Source organism: Streptomyces rectiviolaceus (genome assembly GCF_039533825.1).
Classification (GTDB): Bacteria; Actinomycetota; Actinomycetes; order Streptomycetales; family Streptomycetaceae; genus Streptomyces; species Streptomyces rectiviolaceus.
On record NZ_BAAAUG010000148.1, the window covers coordinates 101,041 to 113,737 of the forward strand.

Below are 12,697 nucleotides of genomic sequence, written 5' to 3' on the forward strand. Positions count from 1 at the left end.
GCGGCTGGTCGAAGACGATTCGGTAGTTGCTTCGACCTTGCCGGTGCCGGTGCCGGGACCGGTGCGTGGGGAGGCGCGGGCGGACTCGGTGCCGACGCCGTGCATCCGCCGGCCGCCGCCGGTCGGGATGCGTCCGAGTTTCTTGACGTCGACGTGGACCAGGTCGCCGACCCGGCCGTGTAGTCCGTTCTCGCCGAGCGCGCGCCGGCGGGCGTACCACTTGGCCAGGCAGCGGCGGGAGATTCCGGCTTCCGCAGCCACGTGCGCGATCGGCGTGGCGTCAGCGTGCGAACTTTTCGATGGCCGCTGGGGTGACGGGGGTGAAGAAGTTGACGAGGTTGCCGTCGGGGTCACGGAACAGCAGCGACCGGTTGCCCCAGGGCATCGTGGTGGGCTCGGTGACGAAGTCGGTGACGAAGCCGGTCAGGTTCTGGTGAACGCGGTCCACGTCGTCGACGAGGAACTCGGTGATCACGCTGTGGTTGTCCGCCGGGCGGGCAGAGCCCGGGGCGAACAGCGGGACGGTGCGGGTGCCGGCGATCGCGAGGGTGGCGCCCGCGGTGTTGAGTTCGGCGAAGTCTTCGGTGGCCCACGTCGCCCGCACCCCTGTGGCTCGCTCATAGAACTCGACGAGGCGCGCTACGTCGCTGGTGATGATGCGGATCGAGACGAAGTCCATGGGGATCTCCTTGGCTGTGCTGGAGGCGTGAGGCGTGCACTGCGCAGGCTAGGAGGAATAGTGGACAGAATCGGTCCTGTATTCGCGTTAAGTTGTGCACATGTCCCGACCCACTGCCCGCGTGCTGACACTCCTGGAGCTGCTGCAGTCGGGCGGCACCCGGACGGTGGCCGAACTGGCCGACCGGCTCGGCGTCGAAGGGCGCACCGTGCGGCGGTATGTGGACCAGCTGATCGACCTGGATGTGCCCGTGGAATCGGTGCGCGGCCGCTACGGCGGGTACCGGCTCGCTCCCACGTACCGCTTGCCTCCGCTCATGCTCAGCGACGACGAGGCGCTGGCCGTGCTGCTCGGCCTGGTCGCCGGCCGCCGAGCAGGGCTGACGACGACGGAGCACACGGCAAGCGAGACGGCATCGGCGAAGATTCGGCGGGTGCTGCCCAAGCACATCGCCCGTCGGCTCGACACACTTCTGGAGGCGCTCGCCTTCACGGATCAGCTCGGCGAGTTCGACACCCCGGACGCCGGGGTCCTGCTCACCATCGCCGATGCGGTGCGCCACCGCCGACCGGTCTCGATCCGCTACACCGACCGCGACGGACGGCGCAGCGAACGCACGCTGCACGCGTACGGGATCGTCGCCCATGCGGGCCGGTGGTACGTCACGGGCACGGACACCCAGATCGGCGAGGCCCGTACCTTCCGGCTCGATCGCATCGCAGACGCGAGGACCCTGCCCGGCTCATTCGAAGCGCCCGTGGGTCCCGGTCCGGCACAGCGCGTGTTGTCGGCGTTCGCCACGGCCGAGTACCGGCATGAGGTGACCTTGCGGATCTACGGGACAGTTGAGCAGATCCGCGCCCGCCTTCCCGCCAGCGTCGCGAGCCTGGAGGAGCACGAGCACGAGCACGAGCACGAGCCCGAGGCAGGCCAGGACCGGGCGACCGAGCGCTGGCTGCGCGTCGAGCTGCGGGCGGAGCGGCTCGAATGGTTGCCTCCAGTACTCGCCTCACTCGACCGGCCGTTCGTCATCGAGCGCCCCGATGAACTGCGCGACCTCGTCACCGCGCTCGCCGATCGCCTTGCGTCCTACGCCCGCCAAGCCTGACCGCGAGGAACCAAGCGTCTGGAAGGCCTGCCCGGCGAGGGGATGCCGGATGCCTTCACCTCTCGGCGCGGCGGAACCTACGGTTTGTGGGTTACCCAGAGCAGTTCCGCCGGCCAGCGGTGTGCCCAGTCGGGTGGGTCGGTTTTGTTGTAGCCGTTGGGTGTTCCGAGTTCGGGCCGCGGCTCGATGAGGTCGTCGATGATGAGACCCGCGCCGCGCAGGACCTTGACCCAGTCGCCGTAGGTGAGCTGATAGCTGGTCGCGCCGCCGTCTTCGGCGATGGTGTTCAGCCCGAAGTAGTCCTGCTGCAGCGTCGTGGTCACGCGGCCGGCGGCTTCGTCGTAGCAAGCTTCGAACCATGGGCTGGCGACGTTGAACACCAGGCGCCCGCCTCGGCCCAAGACGCGTGCGGCCTGTGGGACGGCCAGGTGCGGGGGCGCCCAGCTGAGCCCACCGAAGTCGCAGAACACCAGGTCGAAGCTGTCGGCGGCGAAGGGGAGTTGTTCGGCGGCGCCTTGCACCAGCGGGTAGCGGGCCGCTCCCATCGCGCGGGCCGCTGCGGCGAGTTGGGCTTCGGACAGGTCGAACCCGACCACGGTGGCGCCCTCGGCGGCGAGCGCCCTGGACCACTGGCCGGCGCCGCAGCCGAGTTCGAGGACGCGCTTGCCGGTGACGTCGCCCAGGGCGTGCAGGTGCGCGTCGGGGATGGAGTACATGCCCCACAGCCGGGGTGTGGCGCCGATCTGCGGGTCGTGCTCGTGCTGGTAGGCGCTGCTGATCTGGTTCCAGAGCCGCCGGTTGGCGGGGGTGCTGTCCACGTGCCGACTCCAGCACTGCCTACCGGGGCGGTCAACACGATTAGGGCACTGGCGAGTTCAAACGATGGGTGAACAGGGTTGCCCGAGCGAGGGGTTGACCCCTTCGCCCTGCCGCTCGTAATGTTGTTTGGGTTCAAACGAATCGCAGGAATTGCAGGAACTGGAGGAAGTCATGGCTCCCCCCGACTCCGACCCCGACCCTGCACCCGCACCCGCACCCGCGCCACCGTCGAACCCTCCGCACACGGCGACCGTCGCCGGTGTCCCCGTCGACACCCGGCACTGGATCGGCGGAGAGCGCATCGCCTCCGCCGCTACCTCCGCCACCGCCTCCGCGTCCACCGCCACCTCCGCCGCCACTGCCACCTTCACCGACCACTCGCCCATCGACGGCACCCCGCTCGCCGAGATCGCCCGCGGTGGCGCCGACGAGGCGCGGGCGGCCGTGGGCGCGGCCCGCGATGCCTTTCCAGGCTGGGCCGCCACCCCGCCCGGCGAGCGCGCCCGGCTCCTGCACGCCGTCGCCGACGGAGTCGAGGCCCGCATCGAGGACCTCGCCGTCGTCGAGACCGCCGACAACGGCGCACTCCTGCGCTCCCACCGCCGCGGCGTCATGCCCCGCGTCGTCCACAACCTCCGCCACTTCGCCGACCGCCTCCTCGCCCTCGCCCACGACGACTTCGAGACCAGGGGCCACACGAACCACGTGAGCTGGGACCCGGCCGGCCCGGCCGTCCTCATCACGCCGTGGAACGCCCCTCTGATGCTGGCCAGTTGGAAGATCGCGCCCGCGCTCGCCGCGGGGAACACCGTCGTCCTCAAGCCTGCCGAGTGGACCCCGCTGACCGCCTCGCTCTTCGCGGACATCGCCCACGAGGCGGGGCTTCCGGCCGGGGTGCTCAACGTGGTGCAGGGGTACGGCGCGGAGGTGGGCGAGGCCCTGGTCGCCGACCCCGACGTGCGGCGGATCAGCTTCACCGGGTCCGTGCCCACCGCCCGGCGGATCGCCGCGACCGCGGGCGCGCACCTCGTGCCGTGCAGCTTCGAGCTGGGCGGCAAGTCCCCGCTGCTCGTCTTCGCCGACGCCGACCCGCAGCTCGCGGCCGACCTCGCCGTCGAGCAGTTCGACAACGCGGGGCAGGTCTGCCTGGCCGCCACCCGCATCCTGGTCGAGGAGTCCGTACGGGATGTCTTCCTCGGGCACGTTCTTGACCGGGTGGCGAAGCTGACCCAGGGAGATCCGCGCGACGAGGCCACCGACGTCGGGCCCAACATCCACCCCCGGCACGTCGAGCGCGTCGACGGATTCGTGCGGCGCGCCCTGGACGCGGGCGCGAAGGCCGTCACCGGCGGCGGCCGCAACACCGAACTCACCGAACGCGGCGGGAACTACTACCTCCCCACTCTCCTCACCGACGTCGCCCAGGACTCCGAGATCGTGCAGGAAGAGGTCTTCGGGCCCGTTCTCACCCTCCAGACCTTCCCCGACGGCGACGAGGACGAGGCCGTCCGCCTCGCCAACGACACCCGCTTCGGCCTCGCCGCCACCCTCGCCACCGGCGACCGCGAGCGCGCCGCCCGGGTCGGCGCACGGCTCGTCGCCGGCACGGTCTGGGTCAACTGCTTCTTCGTACGCGACCTTTCGGCGCCCTTCGGCGGTTCCCGCGCGTCGGGGATCGGGCGTGAGGGCGGCGACTGGTCCTTCGACTTCTACTGCGACCTGAAGAACACCGTGACCGCGCCGAAGGGGTGGGCCCCTCATGGGTGAGATCGTCGCAGCGGGTCTCCTCGCCCACGTGCCCACCATCGTGCTGCCCGAAGAGACCCGCAAAGAGCTCAACGAAGGCCGCGAGATCAGCCTCGTCCCCGGACTGCGGCGGCTGCGCGAGGAGATCTTCGAGACCCTCGACCACGACACCGTCGTCGTGCTCGACTCGCACTGGGCCACCACGGTCGAGTTCGTCGTCTCCGCGCACGCGCGCCGCGCCGGGCTCTTCACCTCGGAGGAGCTGCCGCGCGGCATGTGCAGGATGCCGTACGACTTCCCGGGTGATCCCGAACTCGCTGCCTCCATCGCCGAGTTCGGCGACCGGCACGGGACATGGATCACCCCGATCGACGATCCGTACCTGCCGGTCCACTACGCCACGATCAACCTCTGGAAGTACCTGGGCGAAGGCCTCCCGGACAAGAAGTGGCTCTCGATCGGGGTCTGCCAGACCGGCGACACCGAGGACCACCTGCGTCTCGGCCGCGCACTCGCCGACGGGATCGCCGCACTGCCCGACCGCAAGGTCGTCCTCATCGCGTCAGGCGCGCTCTCGCACACCTTCTGGCCGCTGCGGCAGCTGCGCGCCCACGAGTCGAGCGAGCCGTCCCACATCCGTACGCCAGAGGCGCGGGCCGCCGACGAGCAGTGCATCGAGCGGCTGGAGCGCGGCGACCATGCCGAAGTCCTGCGCACGATGCCGGAGTTCCTCACCCACAGGCCCGAGGCGCGCTTCGGTCACTACCTGATGATGATCGGTGCTCTCGGAGAAGAGCGGTGCTCCGCTCCCGGGCGCGCCTACAGCTCGTACGAGAACTCGGTCGGCACCGGCCAGATGCATCTGTGGTTCGACCGCCCCGCCGACGGCTGGACCGGCGCCCCCGCCCCTGCCGCCGCCCCCGAAGCAGAGACCGAGGCCGCCGTATGACCACGACCGAATACCGCCGCATCCTCCTCGAAGGCGCCGCAGTCCAGGTCGTACGGGAGGGAGATGAGCTGGTCGCCGCGGACGGACGCCGCGTGAAGGCGGCGGAGGCGAGCCATCTCCCTCCCGTGCGGCCCTCCAAGGTGATCGCCGTCCACCTCAACCACCGCAGCAGAGTTGCCGAGTTCGGCGTCGGACTGCCGCCCGCACCCACCTACTTCCACAAGCCGGTCTCGGCACTGAACGCGCACGGCGGCGCGGTCGTCCGCCCCGAAGGCTGCAAGTACCTCAACTACGAGGGCGAGATCGGCATCGTCATCGGCCGCACCTGCCGCAACATCGCCCCGGCCGACGCGGGCGCGTACATCGCGGGTCACACCGTCGCCAACGACTACGGCCTGCACGACTTCCGCGACACCGACGCCGGTTCGATGCTCCGGGTCAAGGGCTCCGACACGCTCTGCCCGCTGGGCCCGGGCCTCGTCACCGGGTGGGACTTCCGCTCCAAGTACCTGCGGACGTACGTCAACGGGGAGCTGGTGCAGGACGGTTCGACGGACGAGATGGAGTGGGACATGCACTATCTCGTCGCCGACATCGCCCGCACGATCACGCTGGAGCCGGGCGACGTGCTCCTGTCCGGCACCCCCGCGGGCTCCCGGCCCGTCCGTCCGGGAGACGTCGTCGAGGTCGAGGCCGAGGGCCTCGGCCGTCTCACGAACCACATCGTCACCGGCCCGACGGCCGTCCGCTCCGACGTCGGCGCCCAGCCCACGGAGTCCGAGGAGGTCGTATCGACGGCTCTCGGGGGCGACTGGGAGTTCCGCGGGGTGCGGGCGCCGCGCCGTTGATCACGCCAACCACGCCTCCGAAGCAGGGAGTTCACATGCTCAAGGTCACTGTCGACCTGGACGTCTGCCAGGACCACGGGCAGTGCGTCTTTGCCGCGCCGGACGTCTTCACGCTCGACGAGAACGGTCGTCTCGCGTACGTCGAATCGCCCGGCGAAGCGCTGCGCGCCGACGCGGAGGACGCCGCCGACGTCTGCCCGCTCCAGGCCATCCGGGTCGAGGGCTGACCCGCCGTGGCCCCGGCGGGAATCGCCGTCGTCGGCGCGTCGCTCGGCGGGCTGCGGGCGGCGGAACAGTTGCGGGCCGCGGGGTGGGAAGGGGCGATCACGGTGTACGGGGACGAGCCCCATCTCCCGTACAACCGCCCGCCGTTGTCCAAGGAGGTGCTCGCGGGCGTGGCCCCGGCCGCCGGTACGGCGCTGCGCCACCGCCCCAGTGTCGCCGACGTGGCATGGCGGCTCGGCCTTGCGGTCGAGTCCGCGGACCTCACGGCGCGCACGCTCACGCTGGCCGACGGTTCGGTTCATGCTTACGAGGGTCTGGTGGCCGCTACAGGGGTGCGGCCACGCAGGCTTCCGCTGGCCGGGGGGCCACCGCGGCATGTCGTACGTACCTTGGAGGACTCGGCGGCGCTGCGTTCTGAACTGAGCGACGGCGTACGGGTGTTGGTGATCGGCGCGGGTTTCATCGGCTGCGAGGTGGCGGCCACGGCCCGCGGGGCGGGGTGCGAGGTGACGGTCGTCGCGCCGGAGACCGAGCCGATGACGCTCGCGGTGGGCGAGGAGCTCGGGCGGGTGCTGCGGCGGCGGCACGAGGGGCACGGGGTGCGGTTCCGTATGGGGCGGCTCGTCTCCGAACTGGCGGATGAGCGCGCGGTGTTGGACGACGGGAGCGAGTGCGGCGCGGACGTGGTGGTCGAGGCGGTCGGGTCGTTGCCGAACGTGGAGTGGCTGGGGGCGGGCGAGGGGGCCGGGCATGGCCTCGATCTGACGGATGGCGTCTTGTGCGACGCCCATCTGCGCATCGGTGGCCTCCCGCACGCGGTCGCCGTGGGGGACGTGGCCCGCTTCCCGAACGCACGGTACGGGGCGGTCGCGCGGCGGGTCGAGCACTGGTCGATGCCGACGGACTGCGCAAAGCACGCGGCGCGGGTGCTGGTGGCGGGGCTGAGGGGCGGGATACCGCCGCACGGCTTGGCGCCGTTCGCGCCGTTGCCGTCTTTCTGGAGCGATCAGTTCGATGTGCGGGTGCAGTCGTTCGGGCTGCCGGGGGTGGGGGAGCAGGCCCGGCTTCTGGAGGGTGGGCCGGATTCGGGGGGCGGGGATGTGGTGTACGGCTACTTCCTGGGGGAGCGGCTGGTGGGGGTCGTCGCGCTGGGTGGAGCCAAGGCGGTTGCGCTGGCGGGGCGTTACCGGACGGAGCTGATGGCGTTGCCGGACGGGCTGGACTTCAGCCCGTCCGGCGTTTGAGGACGAGCTCGGCGGAGCCGGTGATCGACGGCGCGCGAGGTTCCGGAGTGCCGATGCCTCGGCGCGCGATGCCCCGAAGTGCCGAACCCCCGCTACCCGCCCACCGCGCTCAGGAGCGCGAGTGGCGCCGCCGCCGATCGTGACTCCCGTACGCACGCGTGCGGGTAAGGGACCGGGCCCGGGTAGGACTCACGCCCGTACCCCGCGAGCACCTCCGGCAGCCGGTCGCCGCCGCGTGACGCCGCCGCCACCAGGCCCCGCGCCACCGCCCGCGCCTCGTCGTGCAGTCCGTAGCGTGCGAGGCCCAGGGTGATCAGGGCGTTGTCGTGCGGCCACACCGAACCGCGGTGGTAGGAGAGCGGGTGGTACGCCGGTTGCCCCGCGGCCAGGGTGCGGACTCCCCAGCCCGAGAAGAAGTCCGGTTCCAGGAGGCGGCGGCCCACCGCCTCCCCGTACTCCTTGTCCAGGAGCCCGGACCACAGCAGGTGACCGGCGTCCGACGCGAGCGCGTCGACCTGGTGGCCTTCGCCGTCCAGAGCGAGGGCGGGGAAGCCCTGCTCCGGCATCCAGAAGTCCCGCTGGAAGCGGTCCCGCAGGTCGGCCGCCGCCTGCGTCAGGAGGTCCGCGTAGACCTCGTCGCCCCAGACCGTGCGCGCCAGCCACGCCGTGCGGCCAAGGGCGTCGTACGCGTAGCCCTGCGCGCCCGCCGCCATCACCGGGCCCGTGGCGCGGCTGCCGTCGGCGGAGCAGATCGCGCCGGGGGAGTCCTTCCAGTTCTGGTTGGCGAGGCCGCCCTCGTCCGCGCGGTAGACGAGGTAGCCGCGCGAGGTGAGGCCGCCGTGGTCGAGGATCCAGCCGACGGCGGCCCGCGCGTGCGGCTCCAGGCGGCGGGCCAGGGCCGTGTCGCCGGTCTGCTCCGTGTACGCGCCGAGCAGGACGAGGAAGAGCGGGGTCGCGTCGACCGAGCCGTAGTAGCGCCCGTACGGCACCTGCCCGAAGTGCGCCAGTTCCCCGTGCCGCACCTCGTGCACGATCTTGCCGGGCTGGGCGACCGCACCCTCGGTGGCCTCCGTCGCCTGGGTGGCTGCGAGCGCGGGGAGCGTCGCCGCGGCCAGGCGCGGCAGGTAGGGGAGAGCGAAGAGTGAGGTCATGAGGGCGTCGCGGCCCAGGAGCGTCAGGAACCAGGGGACGCCCGCCGCTGGGACGCTCAGCGTCTCGCCGTCAGGGCCCGACGCGGGCACCTGGAGTACGGCGAGGTCCGAGAGGCCCCGCTCGCACGCCGCCGCCAGCTCGGGCCAGCTGCCGGGGGTCTTGACGCCCGACGCGAACTCGCTCTCCAGGGACGAGAGTTGCGCGGCTGCATCGGCGGGGCTCGCCGGTACCTGGGGCCGCGGCGCCCCGTGCGGATGCGCCGCGACACGCAGTGCCACCTCCGCCGTGCCGTGCGCGTCGAGATCGAGGGTCCAGACGAGCCGCCGGGCACCGGTCCCTGTCTCCTCGACCGCGTCCGGGGCGGGGGCCGCGGTCACGGTCGTACGGGAGCACCACTCACGGCGCCGGTAGGCGAACTCGATGCCCTGGATCTCCTCGCCCTCACCGCCGCCGATGACCTTGCGCGACCTGACGGCGCCCGTCTTGGCGTACGTACGGTGGTCGGAGCGCAGCTCGAACTGGTCGGTGAAGTCGGCGTCCACGGTCAGCGCGAGAACCACGGTCGTCGGCACCGGGCGGTTGCCCGTGACGCGCAGCGACTCCACGAACGCGCCGTCCGTCACCGCCTGTTCGCGGAAGAGGGTGCAGGACGCGGGCTCCTGCCTGCCGCCGCGCGGGACGAGGACGCACCGTGCGACGCCCGCGTCCGCGTCGGCGTCCGACGCCGGCGCGAGGATCTCGGGGACGGCCCCGTCGACCGTCAGCTGCCAGCGGCTCAGGTGCCGTGCGTCGCGTACGAACAGGCCGTCCGGGGCCGTGCCGCCCCGTACCCCGCTGATGTCGCCACCCGGGCCGAGCGCCGCGAACGTACCGCCCCGCACCAGTGGTTGACGCCGATCAGTCATCCCTGAACCCCTCCCTCATCCCTCATCCCTCATCCCTCAACCCGTCCCTGGCACTGCCACGGCAGGCACGGCAGCGGGCCTCCCGTGCGGTTCCTCGTCACGCCCGGCGGGATCGGCGAGCAGCAGATCCAGGGCGAGCGCGGCGCTCCAGCCGAAGCCGCGCGCACCGCAGCCCCGCCCTGTGAACGGGTCCACGTACTCCGCGAACCCCGACTCCCCGGCCACATCGAGCAGCGCGCGCCGCAGGCCGTCCGCCCGCGCACGCTCGCCGTGCAGCCGAAGTCCCCGCTCCAGCAGCCAGTTGGTGTTGAACCACGCGGGCCCGCGCCAGTACCGCCGCGGGTCGAAGGCGCTCGCGGTGAGGTCGTAGCTCGGTACGAGCAGCGCGCGGCCGCCGAGGCCGAAGTGCGGTCCGCACGCGGTCCGTACGAGCGCGGCGGCGACGGGGCGCGGCAGCGCGGGCAGGATCAGCGGGACCAGGCCGCCGACGCCGCGCTCCGGCACCAGGCCCCCGGAGCGCAGGTCACGGCAGAAGAAGAGGCCCTCCGCCGGATCCCACAGGCGCTCCACGAGGGTCCGCGTCAGCGCCTGCGCTCGGGCTTCGCGCTGGTCGGAGGCATCGTGCAGGCCCAACTCGGCCTCGATACGGGCCAGTGCGTACTCGGATGCGGCCAGGAGCGCGTTGAAGGAGGGGTCCTCGACGGCGAACTCGCCCGCCCCGTCGGCGTACCGACGATCGCGGTAGTCCGCCGCAAGCCGGACGTACCTGCCGTAGTCGAGATCGGTCGGCCGGTCCTCCGGAGCGCCGTGGTCCAGGTCCGCGCGGCGGTACGCGGCCGGGTCCGCCGGGGTCACGCGGCTCAACGGGGCGTCCCAGCAAGGGCTGTTGTCCATGCCTTGCTCCCAGGGGTGGACCACGCAGGCAAGGCCCGCGCCGCCCGCGTTCCTGCGGTGCAGCAGATAGTGGTGCCAGGCGGCGAGCCGCGGGTGGGCGCGGGCCAGGAACGAACGGGCGCGGGAGAGGCCCGGGTCGGAGCGGTGGACCAGCCAGGCGGCGAGCGCGTGGACCGGCGGCTGCACGATGCCGGAGGTCTGCACGGCACCGGGTGCCCCGGCCGCGCGGCCTGCCGTGGTGGAGCGCCAGAAGTCGGGGCTGGGAAAGTAGGCGTCCAGGGGAACGGAAGGGTTGAACACGATGTGCGGTACGCGACCGTCGCCCCACTGGGCGGCGAGCAGCGTCTCCAGCTCCAACTGCGCCCGTAGGGGGGAGAGATGACGCAGACCGATCGCGATGAACGCGGAGTCCCAGGACCACTGGTGCGGATAGAGCTGCCGGGAAGGGACCGTCGACGTGCCCGTCCAGTTGGCCCAGAGGACCTCGGCGGCGCGCTCGCGCAGCGACGGTGTCACGCGGCGGGCGGGCAGCTGGGCTGTGCGGCCCACGTTGGTGCGGCCCACGTTCGTGCGGTCCACGCGGTTCTCCCCGAGGGGTTCGACACCCTGTCAGTTTGGTGTGGTCCACCTTAGAGTTACGTCTACTTAACACGCAAAACCCAATATGTAACGTGGAGTTGATGAGCGCAAGGGGAGAGCGGATGCCGGATCGACCGAATCGCGAAGGACGGGCGACGGGGGGACGCGTGGGCGGGCAGCATGCCGGCGCCGGGGACCTGCTCGACCTGGTGCGCAGCGGGCGGGCCACCACGCGTGGCGCCCTGCAGCAGGTCACCGGGCTCTCCCGCGCCACGGTCGGCCAGCGGCTCGACCGGCTCTTCCGCGCGGGCTGGCTGCGGGAGGGCGCGGGAGGTCCCTCCCCTAGGGCAGGAGGTCCCTCCGGCAAGGAGGACAAGGCGGGGGGCTCGCCGCTCGGCGGACGCCCCGCCATCCGTCTGGAGTTCGACGACTCCCACGCGGTCGTCCTCGCCGCCGACCTGGAGACCCGGCACGCCCGCACCGCACTGCTCGGCCTCACCGGCGAGATCGTCGCCGAGCACGCGGGGCCCCTGGCGATCGATGACGGCCCCGATGCGGTCCTCGGTGAGCTGGGCGTCCGCTTCGCCGAGCTGCTGCGCAAGACCGACCGCGCCCCCGCGTCGGTCTGCGGCATCGGGCTCGCCGTGCCGGGCCCCGTGGACAGCGAGACGGGCCGCGTCGTCCAGCCGCCGATCATGCCGGGCTGGGACGGCTACGACATAAGAGGCCGGCTGCGCCGCGCCTTCGCCGAGCAGGCGGGCGGCCCCGCCGACATCCCGGTCCTCGTCGACAACGACGCGAACCTCATGGCGTACGGCGAACAGCGCGCCTCGTACCCGCAGTGCTCGGCCTTCGCCCTGGTCAAGGTCTCCACCGGCATCGGCGCGGGCGTCGTGGTCGACGGCGCGGTCTACCGGGGCATCGACGGGGGCGCCGGGGACATCGGCCACATCCGGGTGCCGGAAGGCGCCGACGCCCTGTGCAAGTGCGGTTCCTACGGCTGCCTGGCCGCCGTGGCCAGCGGCCGGGCGGTGGCCCGCCGCCTGACGGAGGCGGGCGTGCCCGCTGCCTCGGGGGCGGATGTGCGGGAGCTCCTGGAGGCGGGGAACCCCGAGGCGGTGGGCTTCGCGCGAGAGGCGGGGCGGCACGTCGGGGAGGTTCTCGCCACCGTCGTCACGCTCCTGAACCCCGGAGTTCTCATGATCGCCGGAGATCTGGCCGGAACACCGTTCCTCACCGGGGTGCGCGAGCTGCTGTACCAGCGGGCCCTGCCCCGCTCCACCGCTCATCTGGAGGTCGTCACCTCGCGCCTCGGTGAGCGCGCGGCCCTCATCGGTGCGGGAACACTCGTGGTGGAGCACCTGTACGCCCCGAAGCGGGTGGAGGAGCGGCTTGCCGCCCTCGGCGTGTGACGAGCGCATGACGGGCGTGCGACCGTCTCAACCCGAGTCCGGATGCTGACATTCGGCCGCTTCAAACGGCGTGATTCTCGCCACCCCTGATAGGGGTTGCGCTCAGATGAGCGCTTCGAGGGCGGCTGCACTTCTCC

11 protein-coding genes and 1 pseudogene are annotated in these 12,697 nt (G+C 72.1%); 7 read left to right on the plus strand and 5 right to left on the minus strand.

The window, feature by feature from the left end; translation table 11 throughout:
- Positions 1–57: 57 nt before the first annotated feature.
- A pseudogene (locus ABD378_RS44260) lies at positions 58–168 on the minus strand (IS481 family transposase); the annotation flags it as partial.
- A 112-nt stretch (positions 169–280) separates the two neighbouring features.
- On the minus strand, positions 281–679 hold the full coding sequence (locus ABD378_RS34380; RefSeq protein ID WP_344527487.1) for a VOC family protein: 399 nt from the start codon (positions 677–679) through the stop codon (positions 281–283).
- Positions 680–779: 100 nt separating this feature from the next.
- On the opposite strand from ABD378_RS34380, the gene ABD378_RS34385 reads away from it, so the two are divergent.
- Positions 780–1,787, plus strand: a complete 1,008-nt coding sequence (locus tag ABD378_RS34385) for a helix-turn-helix transcriptional regulator (protein ID WP_344527489.1) — start codon at positions 780–782, stop codon at positions 1,785–1,787.
- Between the two features lie 77 nt (positions 1,788–1,864).
- On the opposite strand, the gene ABD378_RS34390 is transcribed toward ABD378_RS34385, so the two are convergent.
- Entirely contained in the window at positions 1,865–2,605 is a 741-nt protein-coding gene (locus tag ABD378_RS34390; RefSeq protein ID WP_344527491.1) for a class I SAM-dependent methyltransferase, read from the minus strand.
- Positions 2,606–2,777: 172 nt separating this feature from the next.
- Here ABD378_RS34390 and ABD378_RS34395 point away from each other — a divergent pair, with 172 nt between their 5' ends.
- Genes ABD378_RS34395 through ABD378_RS34415 form a run of 5 tightly spaced genes read left to right on the plus strand, consistent with a single transcriptional unit; the run spans position 2,778 to position 7,618 of the window.
- Positions 2,778–4,373 (plus strand): aldehyde dehydrogenase, encoded by a 1,596-nt coding sequence (locus ABD378_RS34395; RefSeq protein WP_344527493.1) that lies wholly within the window; start codon positions 2,778–2,780, stop codon positions 4,371–4,373.
- Complete coding sequence (locus ABD378_RS34400) at positions 4,366–5,301, plus strand: DODA-type extradiol aromatic ring-opening family dioxygenase (RefSeq protein ID WP_344527495.1); 936 nt, start codon at positions 4,366–4,368, stop codon at positions 5,299–5,301. The genes ABD378_RS34395 and ABD378_RS34400 overlap by 8 nt, the downstream gene beginning before the upstream one ends.
- Positions 5,298–6,149, plus strand: coding sequence for a fumarylacetoacetate hydrolase family protein (locus ABD378_RS34405; RefSeq protein ID WP_344527497.1), 852 nt, complete (start codon positions 5,298–5,300; stop codon positions 6,147–6,149). The genes ABD378_RS34400 and ABD378_RS34405 overlap by 4 nt, the downstream gene beginning before the upstream one ends.
- Before the next feature lie 35 nt (positions 6,150–6,184).
- The gene (locus ABD378_RS34410) at positions 6,185–6,376 is read left to right on the plus strand and encodes a ferredoxin (protein WP_344527500.1); all 192 of its coding nucleotides are present in this window, start codon (positions 6,185–6,187) and stop codon (positions 6,374–6,376) included.
- A gap of 6 nt (positions 6,377–6,382) precedes the next feature.
- A complete protein-coding gene (locus ABD378_RS34415; RefSeq protein ID WP_344527502.1) occupies positions 6,383–7,618 on the plus strand; it encodes an NAD(P)/FAD-dependent oxidoreductase in 1,236 nt (411 codons plus the stop codon).
- Positions 7,619–7,710: 92 nt separating this feature from the next.
- On the opposite strand, the gene ABD378_RS34420 is transcribed toward ABD378_RS34415, so the two are convergent.
- The gene (locus ABD378_RS34420) at positions 7,711–9,675 is read right to left on the minus strand and encodes an amylo-alpha-1,6-glucosidase (protein ID WP_344527504.1); all 1,965 of its coding nucleotides are present in this window, start codon (positions 9,673–9,675) and stop codon (positions 7,711–7,713) included.
- Positions 9,676–9,711: 36 nt separating this feature from the next.
- Entirely contained in the window at positions 9,712–11,118 is a 1,407-nt protein-coding gene (locus ABD378_RS34425; RefSeq protein WP_425583922.1) for an MGH1-like glycoside hydrolase domain-containing protein, read from the minus strand.
- A gap of 152 nt (positions 11,119–11,270) precedes the next feature.
- Between ABD378_RS34425 and ABD378_RS34430 the strand changes: the two genes are divergently transcribed.
- A complete protein-coding gene (locus tag ABD378_RS34430; RefSeq protein ID WP_344527506.1) occupies positions 11,271–12,560 on the plus strand; it encodes an ROK family protein in 1,290 nt (429 codons plus the stop codon).
- The last annotated feature ends 137 nt before the right edge of the window (positions 12,561–12,697 follow it).

What these genes read in the sequence shown, in the direction of transcription:
- ABD378_RS34400 (WP_344527495.1), top strand. Translation starts at nt 4,366, where the DNA reads ATGGGTGAGATCGTCGCAGCGGGTCTCCTCGCCCACGTGCCCACCATC.
- ABD378_RS34430 (WP_344527506.1), top strand. Translation starts at nt 11,271, where the DNA reads ATGCCGGATCGACCGAATCGCGAAGGACGGGCGACGGGGGGACGCGTG.
- ABD378_RS34410 (WP_344527500.1), top strand. Translation starts at nt 6,185, where the DNA reads ATGCTCAAGGTCACTGTCGACCTGGACGTCTGCCAGGACCACGGGCAG.
- ABD378_RS34420 (WP_344527504.1), bottom strand. Translation starts at nt 9,675, where the DNA reads ATGACTGATCGGCGTCAACCACTGGTGCGGGGCGGTACGTTCGCGGCG.
- ABD378_RS34405 (WP_344527497.1), top strand. Translation starts at nt 5,298, where the DNA reads ATGACCACGACCGAATACCGCCGCATCCTCCTCGAAGGCGCCGCAGTC.
- ABD378_RS34385 (WP_344527489.1), top strand. Translation starts at nt 780, where the DNA reads ATGTCCCGACCCACTGCCCGCGTGCTGACACTCCTGGAGCTGCTGCAG.
- ABD378_RS34395 (WP_344527493.1), top strand. Translation starts at nt 2,778, where the DNA reads ATGGCTCCCCCCGACTCCGACCCCGACCCTGCACCCGCACCCGCACCC.
- ABD378_RS34380 (WP_344527487.1), bottom strand. Translation starts at nt 679, where the DNA reads ATGGACTTCGTCTCGATCCGCATCATCACCAGCGACGTAGCGCGCCTC.